The organism is Streptomyces sp. NBC_01433 (genome assembly GCF_026340105.1).
Classification (GTDB): Bacteria; Actinomycetota; Actinomycetes; order Streptomycetales; family Streptomycetaceae; genus Streptomyces.
On sequence record NZ_JAPEPM010000003.1, the window covers coordinates 267,206 to 291,044 of the forward strand.

The 23,839-nt window shown below is 70.9% G+C and carries 20 protein-coding genes and 1 pseudogene; 15 read left to right on the plus strand and 6 right to left on the minus strand.

Annotation, left to right across the window (positions count from 1 at the left end; all coding sequences use genetic code 11):
* Window positions 1-298: 298 nt before the first annotated feature.
* The 6 genes from OG413_RS37990 (at window position 299) to OG413_RS38015 (ending at window position 5,929) form a co-directional block, all read left to right on the plus strand.
* Entirely contained in the window at window positions 299-448 is a 150-nt protein-coding gene (locus tag OG413_RS37990; RefSeq protein WP_158074508.1) for a hypothetical protein, read from the plus strand.
* A gap of 128 nt (window positions 449-576) precedes the next feature.
* Window positions 577-1,491 (plus strand): HEXXH motif-containing putative peptide modification protein, encoded by a 915-nt coding sequence (locus tag OG413_RS37995; RefSeq protein ID WP_266813699.1) that lies wholly within the window; start codon window positions 577-579, stop codon window positions 1,489-1,491.
* Window positions 1,491-2,747 carry a YcaO-like family protein gene (locus OG413_RS38000; RefSeq protein ID WP_266813700.1) on the plus strand — a complete coding sequence of 419 codons (1,257 nt, stop codon included), beginning with the start codon at window positions 1,491-1,493 and terminating at the stop codon, window positions 2,745-2,747. The genes OG413_RS37995 and OG413_RS38000 overlap by 1 nt, the downstream gene beginning before the upstream one ends.
* Window positions 2,748-2,846: 99 nt before the next feature.
* Window positions 2,847-3,677, plus strand: coding sequence for a class I SAM-dependent methyltransferase (locus OG413_RS38005; RefSeq protein ID WP_266813702.1), 831 nt, complete (start codon window positions 2,847-2,849; stop codon window positions 3,675-3,677).
* A gap of 138 nt (window positions 3,678-3,815) precedes the next feature.
* Window positions 3,816-5,018, plus strand: a complete 1,203-nt coding sequence (locus OG413_RS38010; RefSeq protein WP_266813704.1) for a cytochrome P450 — start codon at window positions 3,816-3,818, stop codon at window positions 5,016-5,018.
* Window positions 5,019-5,104: 86 nt separating this feature from the next.
* Window positions 5,105-5,929, plus strand: a complete 825-nt coding sequence (locus OG413_RS38015) for an aldo/keto reductase (protein ID WP_266813706.1) — start codon at window positions 5,105-5,107, stop codon at window positions 5,927-5,929.
* A gap of 65 nt (window positions 5,930-5,994) precedes the next feature.
* On the opposite strand, the gene OG413_RS38020 is transcribed toward OG413_RS38015, so the two are convergent.
* Entirely contained in the window at window positions 5,995-6,519 is a 525-nt protein-coding gene (locus OG413_RS38020; RefSeq protein WP_266813707.1) for an SET domain-containing protein-lysine N-methyltransferase, read from the minus strand.
* A 174-nt stretch (window positions 6,520-6,693) separates the two neighbouring features.
* Here OG413_RS38020 and OG413_RS38025 point away from each other — a divergent pair, with 174 nt between their 5' ends.
* Complete coding sequence (locus OG413_RS38025; protein WP_266813709.1) at window positions 6,694-7,386, plus strand: TetR/AcrR family transcriptional regulator; 693 nt, start codon at window positions 6,694-6,696, stop codon at window positions 7,384-7,386.
* Between the two features lie 52 nt (window positions 7,387-7,438).
* Entirely contained in the window at window positions 7,439-8,602 is a 1,164-nt protein-coding gene (locus OG413_RS38030) for an NAD(P)/FAD-dependent oxidoreductase (RefSeq protein WP_266813711.1), read from the plus strand.
* A 70-nt stretch (window positions 8,603-8,672) separates the two neighbouring features.
* On the opposite strand, the gene OG413_RS38035 is transcribed toward OG413_RS38030, so the two are convergent.
* Entirely contained in the window at window positions 8,673-8,945 is a 273-nt protein-coding gene (locus OG413_RS38035) for a hypothetical protein (RefSeq protein WP_266813713.1), read from the minus strand.
* Between the two features lie 50 nt (window positions 8,946-8,995).
* Here OG413_RS38035 and OG413_RS38040 point away from each other — a divergent pair, with 50 nt between their 5' ends.
* Together OG413_RS38040 and OG413_RS38045 are read left to right on the plus strand one after the other, a co-directional pair.
* Window positions 8,996-9,763, plus strand: coding sequence for an NPP1 family protein (locus tag OG413_RS38040; RefSeq protein ID WP_266813715.1), 768 nt, complete (start codon window positions 8,996-8,998; stop codon window positions 9,761-9,763).
* A gap of 104 nt (window positions 9,764-9,867) precedes the next feature.
* A pseudogene (locus OG413_RS38045) lies at window positions 9,868-10,738 on the plus strand (hypothetical protein); the annotation flags it as partial.
* 122 nt (window positions 10,739-10,860) lie between these two features.
* On the opposite strand, the gene OG413_RS38050 reads toward OG413_RS38045, so the two are convergent.
* Complete coding sequence (locus OG413_RS38050) at window positions 10,861-13,659, minus strand: hypothetical protein (RefSeq protein ID WP_266813716.1); 2,799 nt, start codon at window positions 13,657-13,659, stop codon at window positions 10,861-10,863.
* Window positions 13,660-13,950: 291 nt separating this feature from the next.
* Between OG413_RS38050 and OG413_RS38055 the strand changes: the two genes are divergently transcribed.
* Window positions 13,951-15,096 carry a serine hydrolase gene (locus OG413_RS38055; RefSeq protein ID WP_266813717.1) on the plus strand — a complete coding sequence of 382 codons (1,146 nt, stop codon included), beginning with the start codon at window positions 13,951-13,953 and terminating at the stop codon, window positions 15,094-15,096.
* 127 nt (window positions 15,097-15,223) lie between these two features.
* Here the strand turns inward: OG413_RS38055 and OG413_RS38060 are convergent, their stop codons facing one another.
* Together OG413_RS38060 and OG413_RS38065 are read right to left on the minus strand one after the other, a co-directional pair.
* The gene (locus tag OG413_RS38060; protein WP_266813719.1) at window positions 15,224-15,952 is read right to left on the minus strand and encodes a hypothetical protein; all 729 of its coding nucleotides are present in this window, start codon (window positions 15,950-15,952) and stop codon (window positions 15,224-15,226) included.
* Window positions 15,953-16,086: 134 nt separating this feature from the next.
* On the minus strand, window positions 16,087-16,665 hold the full coding sequence (locus OG413_RS38065; protein WP_266813721.1) for a VOC family protein: 579 nt from the start codon (window positions 16,663-16,665) through the stop codon (window positions 16,087-16,089).
* Between the two features lie 305 nt (window positions 16,666-16,970).
* On the opposite strand from OG413_RS38065, the gene OG413_RS38070 reads away from it, so the two are divergent.
* The 4 genes from OG413_RS38070 to OG413_RS38085 all read left to right on the plus strand — a co-directional run bounded on the left by OG413_RS38070 (window position 16,971) and on the right by OG413_RS38085 (window position 22,692).
* Window positions 16,971-18,800: an alkyl/aryl-sulfatase gene (locus tag OG413_RS38070; RefSeq protein WP_266813723.1), complete on the plus strand. Its 1,830-nt coding sequence runs from the start codon at window positions 16,971-16,973 to the stop codon at window positions 18,798-18,800.
* 262 nt (window positions 18,801-19,062) lie between these two features.
* Window positions 19,063-19,899, plus strand: coding sequence for a trimeric intracellular cation channel family protein (locus OG413_RS38075; RefSeq protein ID WP_266813725.1), 837 nt, complete (start codon window positions 19,063-19,065; stop codon window positions 19,897-19,899).
* 181 nt (window positions 19,900-20,080) lie between these two features.
* Window positions 20,081-21,358 (plus strand): amidohydrolase, encoded by a 1,278-nt coding sequence (locus OG413_RS38080; protein ID WP_266813727.1) that lies wholly within the window; start codon window positions 20,081-20,083, stop codon window positions 21,356-21,358.
* 233 nt (window positions 21,359-21,591) lie between these two features.
* The gene (locus OG413_RS38085; RefSeq protein WP_266813729.1) at window positions 21,592-22,692 is read left to right on the plus strand and encodes a serine hydrolase; all 1,101 of its coding nucleotides are present in this window, start codon (window positions 21,592-21,594) and stop codon (window positions 22,690-22,692) included.
* Window positions 22,693-22,920: 228 nt separating this feature from the next.
* Here OG413_RS38085 and OG413_RS38090 read toward each other — a convergent pair whose 3' ends face one another.
* Window positions 22,921-23,736, minus strand: a complete 816-nt coding sequence (locus OG413_RS38090; RefSeq protein ID WP_266813731.1) for an SAM-dependent methyltransferase — start codon at window positions 23,734-23,736, stop codon at window positions 22,921-22,923.
* Window positions 23,737-23,839: the final 103 nt, after the last annotated feature.

Genomic DNA, 23,839 nt, shown 5'->3' on the forward strand with positions numbered 1-23,839 from the left:
GCGAAACGAGCCGGAGCGGCCTCCCCTCTTCCGGACAGAGAGTGGCTGGACTGCGCCGGTTGCCCTGCCGGACAGGCCGGTCCTCGTCCCGTGGCCCGACCCGGCGCGCGGCCAACTCCCGTGGGTGGAAACGCTGTCGACGGAGGAACGAGAACCGCAGGCCGTAGCCGATGCGCGACTGCCGTTGCCGGGCTGGACGTGACGGGCCGGGAATGTCCTGGGCGGGGCTCTTCCGGGTCGGCCTCCCGCCCTCTCCGTCCTCAGCGTGACGATCCGACCGCACCTTGTGATCACGTCGGTGCCGTGCGTACCTTGGCGCCGCCGGGACTCCCCGTCGGACGTCGGTGGAGCCGGTCGCCGAAGGGAGATCGATATGCACGAGGAAATCGAGCAGGTCCCCGAAGAGGAACTGCCCGAGCTGGCACTGATGATCGACGTGCCCAGCTGACGGCAAGTCACCTCGGACGGCGGGCCGTTCAAGGCCCGCCGTCCCCCAACGGCGACACGGAGGTACCCGCGGTGCGAGTGGAGCCCGACGCACGCCGAAGCGCTGAAGAACGTTCCGCACTGGCGCGCATGACCCGGTCGGCCCTGGAACGAGCCGGGCTGGACGTCACCCCGGAAGAGGCCGTGCACCCCGCGGTCGTCGAGGCCGCGCACATCGCTCAAAGCGTCCTGCGAAAGGGACCTCCGGGCCCGGAACACCTCGCGCGCCTCTCGGGCATGCTCGACCGTGCCCGGTCGGGCATCGCGGACACGCCACCGTCCGGCCTTCCCTGGCCGGTCGGGCTCGCCGCGCCCCAACCCCACCTCGAACGCAGCGTCGCCCGCGCGCTGAAGGCCGTCCCCCGCACCGACGCCGACTCAGGCGCCCGAAGCGGCTCGGCAGTCGTCGCGTGGCGCGAAGGGGATACGGAGGTGATCCGCGGGACGATCGCCCTCCTCGCCGACACCTGGCCGGGCGCGTATGCCGAACTGAAGGAAATCCTTCTCCAGACAGTCCTGCTGGACGGACCCGCACTGGACGGTTTCACGGATTTCGCGGTCCATGGCGCCGTGTTCATCCGGCGCGACCGGCTGCGACCGGACACCGTCGGACTCCCCGGAACCGTCCGGCTCGCCGAGGCACTCGTCCACGAGGGCACCCACACCCGGTGCAACGCCGCCTCCGTGGCGGCGGAGCCGTTCCTGCGGCCCGCGGCGAACGGCGGTCCACTGGTCACCACCCCGCTCCGCCTCGACCCGCGTCCGCTCACCGGGCTTTTCCAGCAGATGGTGGTCCTGGCCCGGAGCGTCCTGCTGTACCGGCGCCTGCTCGGGGAGACCTCGGCGGACACCCGTACGACCGCGGCCGCGCGGGCACGCCACGACGATCTCGCCCGCTCCGCCGCCGATGCCGTACACATCATGACGGGACACACCGAAGCGCTCACCGACCATGGTGAGGCGGTCCTGAAGGATGCCGCCGAGGTGGTCCGGGTGCGTGCCTGATGTCCGCTTCTCCGTGGGAACCACAGGTGTTCACCCCCTACGCCGCCTGGCCGGAGGTCGTTTTCGCGCGGGTCGCGGCACGCTCGCCGCAGTTCGATCCCGTCTGCGCCGCCGGTAACCGGCCCATCGTGGTGGGCAGCGCCGCCGGTCACCGTCCACCACGCGTCGTCGCGAGCGCCCGCGGCGAACTCCTCGAACGCGTGAGCAACATTCTCGCGGGCCGCGACGCCGAGTCGGACGCGGGGATCGTGGCGACCCATGGCGAACTGCGCCGCAAGGGGATACCCGCCCTGGATCCCGCGGACCTGATGCCCGGAGGCCCGGCCGGTACCCCGGACGACTCCCGCCACGCCCGTCGGCTCTGGGTACGCGGCCGCTCCCTGCGCACCGGTGCGGACACGCACGTACCGGCCGGTGCCGTCTTTCTGCACCACCGGCCGCCGGTCGGCTGCGACCCCGGTCCCGGCGCCGGGTCCACCGGTCTCGCGACACATCCCGACCCGGAGGCCGCCGTCCAGCACGCCGCGTGGGAGGTTCTCGAACGCGACCTCATCCGCCGGAGCTGGTACGGACTCTCCCGCGCTCCCGAGGTGATTCCCGCAGGTGAGCTCCCGGGACCGCTGGCGAACCTCCTGGACGGAATCGGCGTGACGGCGACGGTGCTCGACCTCCCGGCACCCGTCGGATCACGATGCGTCGCCGTATGCCTGCACGCACCGGACGGGACCCGGCAGACGTTCGGGGCCCGCTGCGGCCCGGACGGCCAGGGGATCGCCCCGTTGATCGAGAAGGCCGCGTACGAGGCACTCATGGTGCGCTGGAGCGTGCACACCCCGGTGGCCGACGACACCTGGACGCGCTGGCAGGGCCGCGACGCCCCGGACTCCGCCGTCAAGCACGCGCTCTGGGCCTACCACCGGCAGGACAGCCTGCGCCTGTGGACGGAACGACCCCCGGTGACGCCCCGGGAAATCCCACCGCCATCGGCCGGCCCGGACCGCTCCGGACCCGGATCGCGCACCGGCCCGGACCGCTCCGGAAGCGGATCACACACCGTCGCCGAACCTTCCGGCACCGCCGTGCTGTCCACCCACACCGGCCAGGACCTCATCCTGGTGGATACGACGTGCGAACCGGCGCGGGGTCTGGGCTCCGCCGTGGTGCGCGTCGTGGCCCCCGGCGCCCACGCCCTGCCCACCGGTCCGGACGACGAACGCCACCTTCCGGCCGCTCCGGGCCCGCACCCCTTCGGCTGACCGGCGGGCGCTCGCAACGCCCGCGCCCTCACCCCCATCCACGCGGTCCGGCCCGCGCCGCGGGGACCGAACCGACCGCAGGCCGAGGAGACCCCGACCATGTCCACGTTCCACGACCACCCCGCACCCACGCCCACGGCGGCGGCAGACGGTGCCCCAGGCAACGCGGGCGGCCCAGGCAACGCTCCGGCACAACCTTCGGCCCCATCCCAGGGATACGCCGACCTCCACGCCGACGACTACGACCGCTGGTTCGGCAAGCCGGGCATCACCGCGGCGACCGTCGACACCCTCGCCTCGCTCGCCGGTGACGGCCCCGTCCTCGAACTCGGCATCGGCACCGGGAGAGTCGCGTTGCCCCTGGCAGCGCGCGGCCTGGACGTCCACGGTGTCGAGGCGTCGGCGGCGATGGTGGCACGGCTCCGCTCAAAACCCGGCGGCGACCGCGTCCACGTCACGTTGGGCGACTTCGCCGACCTGCCGGTCGCCGACACGTACTCCCTCGTCCATGTCGTCGGAGGCACGTTCTTCGAACTCGCGGGACGCGACGCCCAACAGCGCTGTCTGACGGCCGTGGCCACCCACCTCGAACCCACCGGCGTCTTCGTCCTCGACGCGCATCTGCCCGAAGCCCTCGCCGTGGCCGCGGCATCGGGCGTACCCGAGGTGGTGTCCGAGACCGACGAGCACCTCATCCTCTGCCACCGCAGGATCGATCCCTCGACCCAGACGTACCAGTCGCACTACCTCATCCACGAGGCGGACCGCACCCGTCACCTCAGGGTCCGCTTCCGCTACGCCTCACCGGGCGAACTCGATCTCATGGCCGAGCGCGCCGGACTTCGGCTGCGACAGCGCCTGGGTTCCTGGCGAGGCGGCCCGCTCGCCCCGGACAGCACGTACCACGTCTCCGCCTACGAGCTCCGCTGACACCCCCGCCGCCCCCGCCCCGCCCCGTACCCAACCACCCGCGCCGATCGCCCGCGTACCCGTCAGCCGACGCTGCCTCCACCCGGCGGCGGGCGAAAGGCCGCGACCGGGCGGCCGAACACCATCCCTGGAGCACTCGTGACCTACGCGGACCCCGAACCGCCCCCTCACACCGTGGACTTCCCCTTCCCCCATCACGACGGCCTCGGCCCGCTCCCGGAGTTCGCCCACCTGCGCCGCGAGGCGCCCTGCGCCCGAATCCAGCTGCCCAGCGGCGATCCGGCCTGGCTGGTCACCCGATACGCCGACGTGCGCACCGTACTTGCCGATCCGCGTTTCAGCCGCAGACGTGCCACCCAGGGATCAGGGCCGCGTATCGCGCGTGTGCCCACCCTGCCCGACTCGATACTCGCCGCGGACCCACCGGAGCACAGCCGGCTGCGCAAGCTGGTCGCCCCGGCCTTCACCGTCCGCCGCGCCGAGGCCATGCGGCGGGACGTGGCCCTGCTGGTCGAAGAACTCCTCAGCGGGCTCGCCGCCCACGACCGCCCCGCCGATCTGGTGGCGCTGTTCGCACGCCCCTTGCCACTGGCCGTCATCTGCGACCTGCTGGGCGTCCCGCGGCAGGACGGCGACCGGCTCGACACCTGGTGCGACAGGCTGCGCAACCTCACGGCCAGCTCCGACACCGAGGTCACTGCCGCTGTCGGAGAGATGACCGGCTACCTGAGCGCACTCGTCGCCGCCAAACGCCGCCACCCCGGCGACGACCTCCTGAGCACCCTGATCTCCGCCCGCGACGAGGACGATCGGCTCAGCCAGGACGAGCTGATCTCCTTCAGCCTCGTGCTGCTCGCCGGAGGGTACGGCACCACCGCCGACCGGCTGGCCGGCATGGCACACCTCCTGCTGGACGAACCCCAGCGGTACGAGCGGCTCCGGCGCGAGCCCGACACCATTCCCCAAGCGGTGGAGGAGCTGCTGCGGTACGCCCAGACGAATGTTCAGGCGAACCTGCGCGTCGCCACCGAAGAAGTGGAACTCGGCGGGAACATCATCGCCGAGGGCGACGCGGTCATGGCCGTCAACTCGTCCGCCAATCACGACGAGAGCGTCTTCGAGAACCCCGCTCTGCTCGACTTCGACCGTGACCGCAATCCGCACATGGGCTTCGGCCACGGTGTCCACCACTGTGTCGGAGCGCAGATTGCCCGCGTCCAGCTCCAGGAGGCCCTGGCCGGACTCGTACGCCGATTCCCTGGCCTGCGCGCGGCGGCCCCGCCCGAGTGGAAGACCGGCCTGAAGACCCGGGCACCTCGTTCGCTCCCTGTGACCTGGTGAGCCGTCCACCGCGAGCGCCCCATCGACACCCGTGCCGTGCCCGTGCCCATGCCCGTCCCCGTACCCACGGATCGGAAGGCTCCCGTATGCAGCGCCTCACCCTCAACAACGGCATCTCCATGCCGCGGGTCGGCCTCGGTGTCTGGCCGCTGACGGACGACCAGGCGTACACCGCCGTCACCCACGCCCTTGAGTGCGGCTACCGCCGCATTGACACCGCCCGCGTCTACGACAACGAGGAGGGTGTCGGCCGCGCGGTCCGAGACACGGGGATCCCGCGGCAGGACGTGTTCCTCACCACCAAACTCTGGAACGCCGACCACGGATACGACGCCGCACTCCACGCGTTCGACGCGAGCATCCGGCGCTTGGGCACGGACTACATCGACCTCTACCTGATCCACTGGCCCACCCCTCGGCGCAACGCGTACGTCGAGTCGTACAGAGCGCTGGAACGGATCTACGCCGAGGGGCGCGCGAAGGCGATCGGCGTCTCCAACTTCACCGCCGCGACCCTGGACAGGCTGCTGGCGGAGACCGGCATCGTGCCGGCCCTCAACCAGATCGAGCTTCACCCCTACTTTCCGCAGCGCGCCATGCGCACGTACGCCGCCGAGCGGTCCATGGCCACGGAGGCGTGGAGCCCGCTCGCCCAGGGGCGGAAGCTGCTCGCCGAACCCCTTCTCGCCCGGATCGCCGAGGAGAAGGGGAAGTCACCGGCCCAGGTCGTCCTCCGCTGGCATCTCCAGCTCGGGAACACGGTGGTTCCCAGGTCCGTGACCCACTCCCGGATCAGGGAGAACATGGGTGTCTTCGACTTCGCGCTCAGCCCGCGGGACCTGCGGGACATCGCCACCCTGGACAACGGTGCCCGGATCGGACCCGACCCGGACACCGTGAACCAGTGGTGAGCCGGCACCAACGCTGTCCCGCTGTCCCGCTGTCCCGCTGTTCAGTCCGCGTTCGGTTCGGTCGGTTACCGGGGCTGCGGTGCCTGCGGTATGTGGAGGAGATAGGGGGCGACGTAGCCGTGGTAGGCGTGCCTGCGATCGGCCGGGAGGTCCTGCCAGCCGGTGATCCGGCCGCGGCACAGCCGGGATCCGCACTGGCAGCGAGGCGGGAAGTGCTGGACGGTGTGGTTCCGCATGGCGTAGTCGAAGGTGATCTCCTGCCCGACGTGAACCGGGAAACGGGCGACGAGGTCGTGGGCGCCGGAGCCGTTGACCTGGACTCCGCAGTTCGGATCGCACGAGTGGTTGACGCGGGGCATCAGTCCGGCGTGCCGGATGAACCGGTCCGGACCGATCTGTGAGGCGTGGGCATCATTGCGGTCGAGTTCGGCCTTGATCGCACCGGCCAGAACCACCTCCCCGACCCGGAACGCGTGGGTGGCGAAGACCCCCGCTCCCTTGCCCGGCGTATCCCGCAGCTCCGTCCCCGGGCTGTGCGTCGGCTCGCCCGGTGCGGGGGGCGGGGTGGCGGTCACGTGGTCGGGGTGCATGCGGAGCCCTTCGGTCGGTAGTGGCGGGTTTTTGTGCGGCCCGCTGAGGATCGAACTGCTCTGGACGGCGCCGGAACGCTGTCGTGTTCCATACAAGCGGCCCGTTACCCCGATGGGCAGGTGGATATCAGCCACGAACTTGTTCGTACCGAACATGTTCGGTACGCTGTTCGCATGCCTTCGAGAACCCCCGTGCCCCGCAGCCGTCGTGAGCGGCCCGCCAAGCCCGCACTCACCTACGAGGGCATCGTCGCCACCGCGGTCCACCTGATGGAGACCGAGGGACTGCAGCGCGTCACGATGCGCCGGCTCGCCCAGGAACTGGACACCGGACCCGCCTCGCTGTACGTGTACGTGGCCAACACGGCCGAGCTGCACGCGGCGATCCTGGAGGAACTCCTCGGCGCCGTCGATCTTTCCCCGGTGGACGGCGAGGGAGACTGGCGCGGGCGGCTGACGCTGCTGCTGGAGTCCTATACGCACATCCTGTTCCGGAACCCCAGCCTGGCCCATTCCGCCCTGGTCGCCCGGCCCTCGGGCCCCCACTACCTGGCCCTGGTGGAAGCCGTTCTCTCGCTCCTCCATCAAGGTCAGGTGCCCGATGGGCAGGCCGCCTGGGGCGTGGACGTGCTCCTCCAGGTGGCGACCGCCACCGCCGCCGAGCAATCGGGCCGTGATCAGTCCGCCGACGCGGCGGAAGAGCACGACGCCCTGGTCGCCGCACTGCGCGAAGCCTCCTCCGACACGCACCCGCGCATCGCCACGCTCGGCAACGACCTCGTCTCCGGCACCCCGGGACAGCGCCTCGCCTGGATCTTCCGCGCGGTGATCAACGGCACCCGTGTCACCCCGCGGAAGACACCATGACACCCCTGTCCGCCTGCGGCTTTCCGCCCCCGGACCGAAGGAGAGCACGTCCATGAGCACCTCCACGAGCACCACACCCCACTACCCCATTGCCGTCGTCGGCGCCGGACTCGGCGGCCTCACGCTCGCCCGCGTCCTGCATGTCAACGGCATCGCGGCCACCGTCCTCGACCTCGAAACCTCCCCGGACGCCCGCACTCAGGGCGGCATGCTCGACATCCACCAGGAGACCGGACAGGCCGCCCTGCACGCCGCTCGGTTGCACGAGCGGTTCCTCACCAAGATCCACCCCGGCGGCGAGGCGATGCGCGTCCTGGACCGGCACGCCCGTGTCCTGCTGGAGACAACCGACGACGGGACGGGCGGACGGCCGGAGATCGACCGCGGGGACCTGCGCGACCTGCTTCTCGGCTCCCTGCCGGACGACACCGTCCGTTGGGGCAGCAAGGTCACGCACACCCGGCCGCTGCCCGACGGACGACACGAAGTCACCCTCGCCGACGGCACGGTCTTCACCACCGGCCTGCTGATCGGCGCCGACGGCGCATGGTCCCGCGTACGGCCGCTGCTGTCCGGCGCCACACCCGCGTACTCGGGGATCGCCTTCATCGAACTCGACCTCCTGGAGGCCGATGCCCGCCACCCCGAGTCCGCGCGACTGCTCGGTGGCGGCATGTTCTTCGCCCTCGGCGACCACAAGGGCTTCCTCGGCCACCGGGAGACCGACGGCAGCCTGCACATCTACACGGCGCTCCGGACCGCGGAGGACTGGCTCTCCACGCTGGACTTCAACGACACGGATTCAGCCAAGTCCGCTCTGCTGCGGCAGTTCACCGACTGGGCACCCGAGCTGCGCGGACTCATCACCGACGCGGACGGCCCGCTGGTCCCTCGGCTGATCCACGCCCTGCCCGTCGGCCATCGCTGGACGCGGGTGCCGGGCGTCACGCTGCTGGGCGACGCGGCACACCTGATGTCCCCGTTCGCCGGCGAGGGCGCCAACCTCGCCATGATCGACGGCGCGGACCTCGGCCGGTGCCTGGTCGAGCATCCCGGAGATCCCGAGGCGGCTCTGGCGGCGTACGAGGCGATCCTCTTCCCCCGCAGCGAAGGAATCGCGCGCGAGTCCGCCCAAGCGCTTGAGGTCATCTTCAACGACAGCGCACCGCAGCCACTGGTCGACATGTTCACCGCCTTCGACGCGGAGTCGGTCTGACCTGGGGGCCGGCTGTCCCCACACCCAACCGGGCGCGCACCACCCGTGGGAGAGACGCGCGCCCGGTGCGTCACTTCGTGCGGTAGGCGTCGATGACGGTCTGCGAGAACGTGGCACTCTTCCGGTCGATGCCGTCGGCGCGGAAGGAGACCGAGCCGCCTGCTGCCGGGTTGGTCAACAGCCCCTGTCCGGTGCCGAGGGCGGGGCCGGACACTCCGGTGTTGAAGGTCTCGGTGCAGGTTCCGCCCGCCCGGTACGACCGGGCCGGCTCGGGGGGGCGGCCCGCGCACCGGGTCCGCGGGTTGGACGGGTCGGGGACGCGAGGTTTCGGCAACGTTGTCATGGGCATGCCACTCGACGTGTCGCCCGACGCGCGCCGACCAGGAGGCAGCAGTGAAGCACAGAGCAAGGATCCGCAAGGCGTCTCTCGTCCTCGGCAGCGCGGTCATGCTGATCGTCGCCTCCGCGGGCAGCGCCTTCGCCGCCCCGCCCAGCGCCCTGCCCGCCCAGGCGGACGGGCTGGAGCAGACCTTCCAGCCCGCCTTCGACTACGACGGGGACGGCTGCTATCCCACCCCTGCCATCGGCACCGACGGAACCATCGCTCCCGGTCTCAACACCACCGGAGCCGTCAACGGGAGTTGCCACGACGCCGGGGATCTGGACAACACCAACGGGTACGCGCGCTACAAGTGCAACAACGGCTGGTGCGCCATCATGTACGGCCTCTACTTCGAAAAGGACCAGGCTGTGGCGGGCAGCGGTCTCGGCGGGCACCGCCACGACTGGGAACACGTCGTGGTGTGGGTACAGAACAACGAGGCACGGTACGTATCCACCTCCGCCCACGGAAATTTCGACATTTACGGCAGTGACCAGATCCGGTGGGACGGCACGCATCCCAAGGTCGTGTACCACAAGGACGGTGTGAGCACGCACTGTTTCCGACCGGCCGGCTCCAACGACGAGCCGCCGGAGAACCATCACCACAGCTGGCAGTTCCCCAGCCTCGTCGGCTGGAACGGCTATCCCGCGGGCCTTCGGGACAAGCTGTCGCAGGCCGACTTCGGCAGCGCTGTCTTCGGTCTCAAGGACGGCAATTTCAATTACCACCTCGAAAAGGCCAAACCGGCCGGCATCTCCTTCGACCCCAACGCCTGACGCGCGCGCTCCGAGGAGGGCCCGAGGCCGCCCCGTACCGGGAGGGTCGCCGGTGCCATCGGCGTCGGAATGAACAGCGGCGCCCCGCTGCGGCGGGTGGTGGCCGTACCAAGGTCCTCGACGCCGCCGGGCACACGGCGGATACCCTGCTGCGCACCCATTCCGCCGACCACCGCGAGCGGTTCGCCCGCATGGACCTCTCCCTGGGCGACTCGACCGCCCAGCAGCGCGCCATGGACACCCGGGAACGGATAAAGGCCCGCCACACCGAGGGCACCTCCGACCCGGAACTGGAAGCCGCCTATCTCCAGTACGGCCGCTATCTGACGATCGCCGGATCCCGCGGCAGCCTCCCGCTGAACCTCCAGGGCCTGTGGCTGGACGGCAACGACCCGGACCGGATGGGTGATTACCACACCGACATCAACCTCAAGGTGAACTACTGGATGGCCGACCGGGCCGCCCTGCCCGACAGCTTCGACGCCTTCACCGACTACTGCCTCGCCCAACTGCCGTCGTGGACCGAACTCACCCGCACCCTCTTCAACGACCCCCGCAACCGCTACCGCAACTCCAGCGGGAGGATCGCGGGCTGGACCGTTGCGCTGCGGGAACGGCTGTATCTGGCGCCCGCGCCCCGCTGACCGCCCGCGGCGCGGAAAGCTTCGGCTGGACCAACGCCTGGCGCGGCCTGTGCTGGGCCAGACTGAAGGACGCCGACAGCGCCTACCGGTTGATCGTGGACAACCTCCGCCCCTCGACGGGCGGTGGCAACGGCACCGCATCCAACCTCTTCGACATCCACGAGGTGGAGAAGGGACGCGGCATCTTCCAGATCGACGCCAACTTCGGCACACCCGCCGCGATGATCGAAATGCTCGTCTACTCGCGGCCCGGTCACATCGAAGTGCTGCCCGCCCTGCCAGGGCGTGGGCGGAGTCAGGATCCATCACCGGTGTCGGAGCCCGCGGCGGCTTGCCCGGCGGTGGCACTGCGGACCAGGGGTTTTCCGTTCGGGCGGGAACGGGGCGACCCTGGGCAACCCCCTCGCAAGGGGGCCTGCCCAGGGTCGACCTGCGGTAATCCGCCTCCCGGGGTTACGGGTTGGCGGTCACCGTGCCGGTGACCACGGGCCCCTCCTGGGGCTCCCACTGGTCGTCGTAGGTGATCAACTGGAGCTTCAGGAACTCATCGGGTTCGATCTCCCCGTCCGTGACGGTGGGCACGCTCACCTCGGAGCTCAGCGCCCCCGCCGGCACGTCGGCGTACACCGACGGCTCTTCCTCGATGCCGGACAGAGCTCTGGCCGGGGCGGGCAACTGGCTGAAGTTGTAGTCGAGCCACTCCGGGTCGACGTCCATGGTGGACAGCTCCGGACCCCCGGTGACCGGGAGGATGGAGAGCATGCCGGAGATGTCCACGTCGGCGGCCTCCGACAGCGTCATCCGCCATACCAGCGGCCGTCCTTCGGTGACGCGGTCCGCGACGGGCGTCACGGTCACCTTGGGCATCGGGTCGTCGTCGAGCGTCGTCACCCCGCCGCGGTGGGAGCCGACCACCGCGCCGTGCACCGCCTTGACGTACGCCTCCTGCGACGTGCCGAAGCTGTAGCGGGTGTTGCCCCGCACCTCGACCGGCACGTCGACGGCATGGGTTCCGGCGCGCACGGTCACCGTGCGGTACGTGACCTTGCCCGTCTCCGGCTCGGGGACGAACAGCCGGACCTGGCCGCTGCCCTTCCCCACCACGCGCACGGGCACGCGGTAGTGCCGTACGCCGGAGTCGCCCTCCTTGACCGTCAGCCGGCCGACATCGACGCGGGGCATGGCCGCGGGCTTCACGGCCGGAGTGCCGGGGCGCCAGCCCCAGGCATCCACCAGCCACGCCCGGCCGGAGCCGGAGCGCGGGGTGAGCTCCAGGGAGGTCACCCGCTTCAGGTCGAGACCGGGACGGGCCGCGGACAGCGGCACCCGGATCTCACGTCCCCAGTAGGAGGCGGTCCGGTCACTGCCCGGCAGCCCGTCGACACGGACCCGGCCCAGCGCCGCGCGGCGGCCCGAGGCGTCGACGACGGCGACGTCCAGCTGGGTGCCGGTGGTGTTGGGCGGCACGATCACCCGAAGCGTCAGCGCCTCGGCTCCCGACAACGAGACCGGGCGCGCGGAACGGATCCGGACCGGTGATCCGGCCTTGGACCAGGTCATCGACACCGCGTCGCGTCCGGGTTCCGCCGGGGCCTCCCAGGCGGCGAAGTGGGGCGATGCCCCGGCCACGTCGGAGGGGAGGCAGGCGCGCGCCGGGTCGGAGTCCACCGCCGCGCACAGCCGCCCGCCGCGGACGGAGACGGACGGGCCGGGCAGGAAGGCAGGCGTGCGGTGCGCGCCGACGGCGTTGGTCAGCACCCGCGCGGGGTCGGCCGAGGGCATGCGTACGCCGGAGCCGTCCAACAGCGGTCGGGCCCGGTCGTCACCCGCGACGAACAGCCGGGCCGAAGCGGCGATGTACGCGGCCCCGGCCGTCTGCTGCTGCGAGGCGGTCAGCCGGGTCTTCGTGCCCGGGGTGCACACCGGGTCCGCCGCGTCGTCGGACGAGAAGTCGTCCTCGGCGGGCGCCTTCGCCTGCCCGGGGGTCCACTCGCTGTTGAAGAAGTTGTGGTTGGCGCCGGTCATGTAGACCGCGCTGTGCAGGGCGGCACCGCGGCTGACGCCGCGCGTCCCGTCGGCGTAGATCTGGCCCTGCAGATCGGACACGTCGCCGTCGCAACCGGGCAGGATGGTCGTCGACGGCACGTCGGGAACCGGGTTCTGCCCGAAGATGGTCGGCCCGATCAGCACATTGCCGCGGATGTTCCAGCGCACCGGACCGCGGTAGCCGTCCTGGTCGGCGGGCGGCGGGGAGAGGCTGTCGAGCGCGGCGCGATTGACGCCCTCGCCGCCGCGGGAGTGACCCACGAGCAGCACCCGGGACAGGTCGGCCGGGGAGACCGCGCGTACGGCGGCGGGAGCGGCGCCGCGGTGCGCGGCCCAGTCCGCCAGGCGGGCGAGGTGCAGGCGCACGAGGGAGGAGCGGGCCTGAGCACCCCCGTCCTCGGCCTGATCGTCCTGCGCGTTGATGCCGTTGGCGGAGATGGACACCGTGACATAGCCCTGCGAGGCCAGGAGCTTCTGGGCGCTCCGATAGCCCTGGTAGCTGGGGACGGATCGGGTGCCCGGCTTGCAGGGCCAGTCGATGCCCTGGTCGCCCGCCGTGCTGTAACACGTGTAGTGACGGCCGTGCAGGAACAGGGCCAGCGGCCGCTTGCCCGGGGCGCCGACGGGTCCGACCACGCGGGCCCGCATCTCGACCGCTGCCGGGAAGCCCGGCAGGCGGACCGACGTGAGCGCGTACTCGCCCGTCGCGGTGCGGTAGCGGCCGGGGAGGCCGGGATCGGTCTTCGCGGCGGGCAGCGTGGCGGCGGGCCGCGCGGGTGGGGCGAGCCGCGGGAGGCGCGACGCCGCCCGCTTCCCCGCCTCGTCCAGCCGGCGTCCGGCGGCCAGCACGCGCAGATCCTCCGCCCGGCCGAGCCGCGCGGTGTCCAGGGACAGCCGGAACGACCGCCGGTCCTTCGCCGCCACGGGCAGCCCGAGCAGCCGGTCCCCGGTGTAGAACTCGACCCGTGCGTCGCCCATCGGCACCGGGTCGGACGAAGTCCAGATCAGCTGCTTCCCGGCGCCGCTGTCGGCGAACCGCCACCCAGGGGGAAGGTTTCCCTCGGCGTTCGCGGAGCGCGCGGACCGCAGTGGGTCCGTCGTCGGCAGGGCGTGTGCCGATCCCAGTGTCGTCGCGGCCAGCGCGAGCGCCGCCACGGCGGCGCCGGCCACGTGCAGGACCCGTATCAAAGTGGTACTCCTCGGCATCACTTGCGTTATGGAGCCCCGGTCATCTCTGAGGCTCTTGTGCCCCCGAGGACGGAAACCTGTGGCCAAGGGTTGCCTCGTAGAAGGGAATTCGATGCCGAACGACCGTCGCCGCGAAGGAGACGGCGGTCCAGGAGAGGCCCCGGAACCGCCGTTCTCCGCCGCCCGGCCAAACCGTTCGTGCCGGTGCCGCCCGCCGCCGTACTGTGACCGGTCGACAACCGTGGGGCGCGCGGGCGCTGCCCCGGGCGGCCCCACGGGCAACCATGATCATGCGGAGGGCCGGACACAGTGGAGCAATACGGGGGATGGGCCGACGAGCACTACGGAGTCATCGCCGACACGTTCGCGCGGAACTTCGCCGACTTCCCCGAACTCGGCGCAGCCGTCACCGTGTTCGTCGACGGCCGCAAGGTCGCGGAGCTGTGGGGCGGCGTCGCGGACCGGCGGACCGGCCGGTTGTGGGACCAGGACACCGCCGTACCGGTCTTCTCCTGCGCCAAAGGCATCGTGAGCCTGTGCGCCCACCTCCTCGCCCAGGAGGGACATCTCGACCTGGACGCCCCGGTGAGCCGGTACTGGCCCGAGTTCGCGCGGCACGGCAAGGAGCTCATCACCTGCCGCACGGTCCTCGGACATCGGGCGGGCCTTCCCGCCCTCGACCGAACGCTCACCTTCGAGGAGATCGCCGCCTGGACACCGGTGATCCGGGCCGTCGAGGAGCAGAAGCCGCTGTGGGAGCCGGACACGGCGTACGAATACCACGGCCATGTCTTCGGCTTCCTCATCGGTGAGGTCATCCGGCGCATCACCGGTCTCACCCCGGGCGCGTACTTCCGCCGCGCCGTGGGCGATCCGCTGGGGCTACGGGCCTGGATCGGCCTGCCCGCCGAGGAGACGGACGGCCGTGCGCGGCTCGTCGAGGCCGAGGGGCGGCCGGGCATGCCGGGGCCCGAACACCTGCTCACCCGCATCGTGACGATGAACGGGGCCCTGATCTTCCCCGGCCTCGACGAGCCGCACGGCTGGAACGACCCGGCGTTGCTCGGAATGGAACTGCCGGGAGCGGGTGCCACCGCGTCGGCGAGCGGCCTGGCCGGGCTCTACGCCGCTGCCGTGACCGGAATCGAGGGCCGGGAGCGGCTGCTCGCACCGGACACCGTGACGGACGCGGTCCGGGAGGTGTCGTCCGGCGAGGGCTGGCTGGGCTTCGACGCCGGGGCTCGCTGGGGCTCGGGCTTCCTCCTCGACTCGTCGGCGTTCCGGCCGATGCTGGGGGAGCGCGGTTTCGGCAACGACGGAGCCGGTGGCCAGTTCGCCTTCGGCGACGACGAGTTCGGCGTGGGTTTCGCGTACGTCGCCAACCGCATGATCGGTCACGGCGACGCCCGCGCGGACCGCCTGATCGCGGCGGTACGCACCTGCCTGGCCGGCTGACGTCCGCCTGGGGGCGGGACACCGGTTGGCCGTGGCCTGCGCGGGCGAGGTGGGCAGCGTGGCCTCCGCGGGCGGCGTGGGAGCGGAGGGGGCTGTGCCCGGTGTCCCCGGCAGCCCGGGGGAGGGCTCAGCTGACCCCGTCGCCGGGCGCCACCGGGTGCGCCTCAAGGTCAGGGTCTGCCAGGATGTCGGCGATCAGGTCGCTGGAGCCGCCGACGTACGTGCTCACCAGGTCCACGTCACCGCCCAGGCACCAGGCACGGCCCTGCGGCCACCATAGGTCGGGCAGCTCGGCGAACTCGTCCAGGGACACCGGTGTGACGGCTTCGGCGAGCGTCCCGGCGAGCAGCACCTCGTCGCGGCCGGGGGTCTCGAAGGTGGGTACCCGGTCGAAGTCCCACCGTCCGTAGCCGCTCCACAGGCCGAACCAGCAGCGCTCGGCGGTCCGGGTGTGCCGGGCCAGGACGGGGATGAGGATCCGGGCGACAGCGGGCGGGGTCGGTCCCTCCGCCGGATGTTCGTCCCAGACGCCGGGCAAACCGTACTCCGAGGCGTTGTGGTAGTCGCGGTCCATCCCGATCACATCGTGCCAGTCCGTGCCCGGCACCACCTCGCGGCCGTGGGCGGCGGCCACCGCCGCCCACCGCACCGGCAGCTCGCCCAGGGAGGCCGGATGCAACACCCGTGCGTAGGCGGCGAATCCGGGTGCGGCGACGCCTGCCACCGTTCCGAAGTCCCCGTACCCCGGAGCGCGCTCGGTGAGCCAGTCGGCCGGGCCCGCGACAGCCGTCTGCACGCGGAGGCGTCCGTACCGTTCGGGAGCGGGATCCCGGTCCACCGGGCGATAGTTGTCCATCCGCACAGTCTGCCCGGCGCGCCGTACCGCCAGGGTAGGGGTCCCCCCCGGCCGTCATGTGGTGGCGGGACCCCCGCCGCACCGCTCCCCGCGTCGCGGTGCGGTGGGGGAGGGGTGCGGTGCCGTACGAATCCTCAGGCCGGGACCGGCGTGCGTGGAGTGCGGTCGGCCGCTGTTCTGGGCTCGTCGGTGGTGTTGTGCGGCTCACCGGCCGGCTGCTTGATCCAGCAGGCGAATTCCAACAGGATCCCGTCGGGGTCCTGGAAGTACATGGACCGTACGTACACCCCTTCCTGCAGACGGGCGGCCACTGTCGTCGGGCTGTCGTCGTGGTTCATGACCGGGCTGACCTCCACCCCCTTGGCGATCAGGCGGGTGCGGTACTCGTCGAACCGCTCCGGCGGCACATGGAAGGCGACGTGGTTCATCGAGCCGACGGCACTGAGGAACTCCCCCTGGCCGGGGAGGGATACGGGGGCGGAGATTCCGGGCACGCCATCGGGGGCGTCCGCGAACCAGAAGAAGGCCACGCAGTCACCGCCCCCGCAGTCGAAGAAGAAGTGCTGGCCGGTTCCCCCAGGGAGCTCGATCGTCTTGATGAGCGGCATACCGAGAATGCCCGAGTAGAAATCCACGGTCCTGCGCATATCCGCACAGACCAAAGCCAGATGGTTGATTCCCCCGAGTTCGAACTCGGTGTTCCGAGGTGTCATTTCTGGTACCTCCAGTGATACGGGACAGCGGTCCCGTTGTCCGGCCGCCGCCCTCCCGTGAGCGGCGCCAATCACCGAGTGTGGCGTACGGGTCATGACTGGATCAACGGTGATGCACGGACGGTGCGGCTTCGGCGGTCGGGCCGCCGCCTGCTCGGGTGGCGCCTCGCGCCGCGAGGACTGTTTCGCGGAAGGAGGCGACCGCTGGCCGGAGAGCACCACCGGGGAGCCCGGGGGAGTGCCGCGCGGTGAGACGCACCATATGAAAATGAGTAATTTGATGTTATATGGGTTACTTATCGCATATGACTGATCTCGACTACGCAGACAGGTCCGACTTCGAAGACGCCGAGCGGGGATTCATCGCCGCCCTGGCACCGGCGGTCGTCCGGACGGACGACGGCCGGGTGATCTGGGACGGCGACGCGTACGCGTTCCTGGACGAGGAATGCCCGGACACGGCGCACCCGAGCCTGTGGCGGCAGAGCCAGCTGTGCAACAAACAGGGTCTGTTCGAGGTGACCGAGGGGATCTACCAGGTCCGGAATCTCGACCTGTCGAACATGACGCTCGTCGAGGGCGATACCGGGGTCATCGTCATCGACCCGCTGATCTCCGCCGAGACCGCGGCGGCGGCGCTCGCCCTGTATCGCGAGCACCGAGGAGACCGCCAGGTCACCGGACTCATCTACACGCACTCGCACGGCGACCACTTCGGCGGCTCGCTCGGCGTCCTGCCGCACGGTCACGCCCCGGTGCCGGTGATCGCCCCGGCCGGGTTCCTGGAGCACGCCGTCGCGGAGAACGTGTACGCGGGTGGCGCGATGACCCGCCGCGCGGTGTACATGTACGGCGCCGAACTGGACAAGGGGCCCGCCGGTCAGATCAGTGCGGGCCTGGGCATGACGACCTCCAAGGGCACCATCACCCTCATCCCGCCGACGCTCGACATCACCCGCACCGGCCAGGAGGAGACCGTCGACGGGGTACGGATCATCTTCCAGATGACGCCGGATACCGAAGCACCGTCGGAGATGAACTTCTACTTCCCCGACCGGCGCGCGCTGTGCATGGCGGAGAACGCGACACACAACATGCACAACATCCTGACCCTGCGCGGTGCGGTGGTCCGCGACACCCGCATCTGGGCCCACTACCTGAACGAGACCATCGCGCTGTACGGCGACCGGGCCGAGGTCGCGTTCGCCTCCCACCACTGGCCGACCTGGGGCAAGGACCGCATCGTCGACCACCTGGCCGGCCAGCGCGACATGTGGGCCTACATGCACGATCAGACCCTGCGCATGACCAATCAAGGACTGACCGGCAGCGAGATCGCCGAGCGGATCGAACTGCCGCCCGCCATCGCGGGCCGGTGGGCGAACCGCGGCTACTACGGTTCGCTCAGCCATAACGTCAAGGCCATCTACCAGCGCTACATGGGTTGGTTCGACGGCAACCCCGCGCACCTGTGGGAGCACCCGCCGACCGAGCTGGCCACCCGTTTCGCCGCCGACTACGGCGGCGTCGCCGCCCTGGTCGCCAAGGGGCAGGAGTACGCAGCCTCGGGAGACCTGCGCTTCGCCGCCACGCTGCTCGGCCACGCGGTCTTCGCCGCCCCCGGCGACACGGCGGCCAAGGAGGCACTGGCTTCGGTGTACGAGAAGCTCGGTCACGGCTCGGAGAACGGCACCTGGCGCAACTTCTACCTGATGGGCACACAGGAACTGCGTGGCTCGGTCGCGCACACCTCCTTGGAGATGACCAACCCCGAGATGGCGATGGCACTGACCGTCGACATGCTCATCGACTCACTCGCCATCCGCATCGACGGGCCGCGCGCATGGACCAAGAAGCTCACGATGGCCTGGAACGTCACCGACGAGGGCCGCACCTGGCACCTGCTGCTGTCGAACGGGGCACTGACGTACCGCAGCACCGACGGCACTGCCGACGCGCACGGTTCGGCGCCAGCCGCCGACCTGACGCTGACCCTGACGAAGCGGCAACTGCTCGGCGTCCTCGGGGGCGCGGGCCTCGACGGCGTGAAGGTCCAGGGCGACCCACAGGTCTTCGCCACTCTCGCGGGCCTGTTCGACACCCCCGACCCCGACTTCGCCATCGTCACGCCCTGACCACCACCACGCGCACGACGCGGCTGCCCCGAGCCACGGCCGGGACAGCCGCATCCGCGCAGAGCGCACCCGCGCCGCAGCGCGGGCATGCGGGCCGGGCGGCGTGGACCGCGCTGACCGGCGACGGCCGCGGTCCGGCCCTCCTGGACCTGCCCAAGGCCGCGGTGCGGGCTCACCACACGCTCGGGAACGACCCTGCGCGCCCGCGCCCTGACCGGCCGGTACACCGGACGCTCCCGCAGCACTCCACGGAAGGAACCCCGTGAGCACGAGAGAGCTGGCCATGACCGTCGGCTTCGGATCCTTCGAGTTCACCGGAGGCGGCACGTTCATCAACCTGGTCGCGGCGACCACCAACGCCCTCAACGGCGCGCTGCTCGCCCGCCGTCCCGACCACTACAAGAACTTCACCGTGGTCGGCATCCTGCTGATGGCCCTGCTCGGCGGCATCGGCGGAGGTGTCAGCCGCGACGTCCTGGTGGGCCGTGTCCCGGCCGCACTCACCAATTCCTCGTACATCGTGCTGTGCCTCATCGCCGGAGTCATCGGCCACCACCTGGCCTACGGCAAAGGGCAGCTCTTCCGGGAGGGGCTCTTCCAGCTGGTCACCTCCTTTGCTCTGCCCTGGTACGCCATCGTCGGCGCACAGACCGGGGTGGACGTCGGCCTACCGGTTCTGGGCTGCCTCGCGCTCGCCGTCGTGGGCCCCACCGCGGGACGCTTCCTCATCGACGTCTCCTGCGGTGTCCCGCCCAAACAGTTCGTCCGCGGCGAGTGGTTCGTCGCCATCGCCACGCTGACCGGTGCGGTGTGGATCGCCCTTGACCAGCTCGGACTGCCCCGCGCCGCGAGCGCCCCGCTCGCGTTCCTGGTCGGCTTCACCGTGCGGCTCACGGCGCTGTACCGAGGCTGGGAGGAACCACTGGCCGCCGAACCCGCGGGCGTCTACCGCCACGACGACGGGCGCCCCTTGCTCGGTCGCAAGATCGCCGGAAAGTCCACCCGAGAGCTGCGCCTGCTCGGACTGACGGTCGAACCTGATGACGGTCCCGCCACCCCGCCCAAAAGCGCGGACCACAGCCCCCGTGACGACCAGTAGAACCCGAGCCACGCGGCTCGGGGGTGTCGCACGCCGTGCGCGACGTTTCCACGCCCGGCCGCGGGGGATGCCACGCCCGTCCACACGTTCGCCGGGGCCCTCGTCGCCGCAGTCCTGATGCCCGGCCCACGAATGGCCCAGCCCACAGGCCGAGCCCGCGTGGTCCCCCGACCATGAACACATGAGCGACACCGACAGCGCCCCTGACAGTGCCTCCGACGCGACGGCCGCTTCTCCTCCGCCGACGCTATTGCCGGACGTGCGGGACGGACTCGCGGACCTCTACCGGGACCTGCACAAGCATCCGGAGCTGTCCTTCGCCGAGACACGCACGGCCGGGATCGTCGCCGAGCGCCTGCGGAAGCTCGGTCTGCGGGTCACCACCGGCATCGGCCGCACCGGCGTGGTCGGTGTTCTCACGAACGGCGACGGCCCCCACGTCCTGCTGCGCGCCGACTTCGACGCGCTGCCCGTCACCGAACAGACCGGCCTGCCCTACGCCAGCACGGTGGACGGCGTCATGCACGCCTGCGGCCACGACATGCACGTCACCTGCCTCCTGGGCGCACTCGACCTGCTGGCCGGCGGCCGGGCCCACTGGTCCGGAACCATCACGGCCGTGTTCCAACCCGCCGAGGAGATCGGCAGCGGAGCCCAGGCCATGGTCGACGACGGCCTCTTCGACCGGTTCGGTACACCGGATGTCGTCCTGGGCCAGCACGTCGGCCCGTTTCCGGCCGGTACGGTCGGCTGCCACCCCGGTCCCGCGCTCGCCGCCGCCGACGCGCTCGCTGTCACGATGTACGGGAAGGGCGCGCACGGGTCACGCCCCGAGGCCGCCATCGACCCCGTCGTCATGGCCGCCTCCACCGTGATGCGCCTGCAGACCGTCGTCTCGCGCGAGATCGCCGGCGGCGACACCGCCGTCGTCACCGTCGGCGCGCTCAACGCCGGCACGAAGGACAACGTCATCCCGGACACCGCCGAGCTCAAACTCAACATCCGTACCTACACCGATGAGGTACGGGCCCGAGTACTGGAAGCGGTGAAACGGATCGTGCGGGCCGAGGCCGAGGCATCCGGTGCCACCCGCTCGCCCGACATCGATCCGATCGCCACCTTCCCCGTTCTCGTGAACGACGAGGCGGCCGTCCGGCGCACCGTCACGGCCTTCCGCGGCCACTTCGGCGCACAGCGGGTCTTCGACCCGGGACCCGTGACCGGCAGCGAGGACTGTGGGTTCTTCGGCACCGCGTCGGGCGCACCGGTCTGCTACTGGTTCTTCGGCGGCACCGACCCCGACACCTACCGGAAGGCCGCCGCCGCCGGAACAACGGCCCGGGACATCCCGTCCAACCACTCCCCGCACTTCGCCCCGCTCATCGAACCCACGCTGAGCACCGGCATCGAAGCGATGACCACAGCAGCCCTCACCTGGCTGTCTTCCAGGGAACGGTGAAACCCGCCCCTGCCGGCGCCACCCGCGAACGAACGGATTCGCACGGCCCGTGCACCGGTGATCCGGAGCCCCGCGGTGCCGGGCGAGGCGTTCCGCGCCGTGTCAAGGGGGTGTGGCAACACCTCTGATTCGGGGGGCCAGGCGTACGGATCTTGAGCCGGAAGCCTGCCAGAGTCGTCGGCGAGCGACCGATCGGCCCGCGCGGGGCGGGCCACGACCAGGGGGAAACTTCTATGCATCGCAAGCGTCCGGCTGTCGCAGCCCTGCTCGCCGCAACGCTGACCGGGGCGTTCGCGCCCGCGGCAGTGGCCCACCAACCCAACCCGGTGCAGCGGCAGTTGGACCTGCTGGTCGACCGGGGCGGGGTGCCGGGCGCTCTCGCGTACGACGGCAGGGCGACGCGTACCGCCGGTGTCTCGGACGTGGTCTCGGGCCGTCCGATGGCCGACGCGCAGGGCCGCTTCCGGCTGGCCAGCAACACCAAGGCGTTCACCGCGGCCGCCGTGATGAACCTGGTGGCGGACGGGCGGATCCGACTCGACGACCGCGCGGGCACCTACGTCCCGCAGCTCTCCGAACGCGCCATCACCGTAAGTCAGTTGCTCAAGCAGACCAGCGGGCTGCCGGAGTACTCCGCGCTGGTCGACTGGACCCGGCCCGGCACGACGGAGGACTATCTGGCCCTCGCGCTCAAGGAGAAACCCGTCTTCGAGCCCGGCGCCGACTGGGGCTACTCCAACACCAACTACCTGGTGCTCGGCATGGTGATCGACAGGGCGTCGGGCGTCGACTTCCGTACGTACATCGAGCGCACGATTCTGCGCCCGCTGCACCTGGACGACACGTACTGGCCCGCTCCCGGCGAGCTGACCCTGCGCGGGCCGCATGCCCGTAACTACGGTGTCCACCCGGCGCGTCCGGAGGACGGCCGGGTGGACGTGACCGAGCTTCCCGGGTACGAGTTCGGCGCATCCGGCGGCCTTGTCTCGACGCCCAAGGACCTCAACGCCTTCTGGGACGGCCTGTTCGGCGGGCGGCTCCTGCCCGGTTGGGCGCTGCGCCTGATGACCCACGACACCACCGCCGTCGGCGACCGTGACGTCTACCCGGCGGGCAGCCGCTACGGCTACGGCGTCGCCTCGATCCCGCTCAGCTGCGGCGGCGTCTACTGGGGCCATGGCGGCGATCTGCCCGGCGACTCGGTGGGCGGCGGCCGGGCCACGGACAACCGTGGCACCGTGACGGTCTACACCACGACCTGGGCGGCCGAGGGCGAGAATCTGCGTCACCTCCAGGGGGCCGTGGACGCGGCCCTGTGCGCCAGGGGCCGCTGACCATTGACCTCGGACGTCCGCCGCCCCCGGCCTGCGGTCCGCAACGACCACAGGGAGGAATCCTCCGATCGGCCAGGGTGAGGTGCGGGAAACCCCGGTGACCTGAAACCAGTTCCCTGCCGGTCACCGGGGCGCCCGCGTCACCACGGAGACGCCGTAGGCCGCCGGCTCAGGATCGCCCAGCGTTGCGGCAATTCCCCCCCCCGGGCCCTCCGGACGTTCGGGGCGTCAGGGCTTGCGGGCGAGGCCGCCGTGCTCGCCGATGGGTTCCGGGGCGGTGGAGGTGAGTTCCGGGCGCCAGAAGGGAACCGAGACGACCCCGGGGTCCAGGAGCTCCAGACCGTCGAAGTACGCCGCGATCTCGTCGACGGGACGCAGGAAGTACGGGACGGCGCCCGTCTCGTTGTAGGCGTCCTGGGCCTGCTCGTAGTCGGCGTCGGTGCCGCGTGAACCGTCATTGATGGAAAGGTAACTGCCGGGCGGCAGTCCGTTCATGAGGCGGGTGACGGTGGTGCGTGCCTGGTCGTAGTCGGCGACGTGGCCCAGGATGTTGCTGAGGATCAGGGCGGTGGGGCGGGTGAGGTCCAGCGTTTTCGCGGCGGCTGCCAGGATGCGATCCGGGTCGGACAGTTCGGCGTCGACGTAGGCGGTCGCCCCCTCGGGGGTGGAGGTGAGCAGGGCGCGGGCGTGCGCGAGGACCATCGGGTCGTGGTCGACGTAGACGATCCTGCTCTCGGGAGCGAGTCGCTGGGCGACCTCATGGGTGTTGTCCTCGGTCGGCAGGCCGGTCCCGACGTCAAGGAACTGCCTGATGCCCGCCTCGTTGACCAGATACGTGATGTTGCGGCGCAGGAAGGCGCGACTGCTGCGGGCGATGGTGACGATGCCGGGGAAGACGGCGCTGTACGCGTCGCCGGCCGCCTCGTCGACGGGGTAGTGGTCCTTCCCGCCCAGCCAGTAGTTCCAGATCCTGGCCGAGTGCGGCACCGACGTGTCGATCTTCTGATGCACCGCCGGTCCGGGCGTTCTGGCGTGGTCAGTCATGGGTACCGTCCGTCTTTCAACCGATGCGTGATGCGTGATGCGTGAACTGTTCAGCGTCCAACCTACGTTCCAGCAATCCGGGAACGTGTCTCAGCGCACGCCT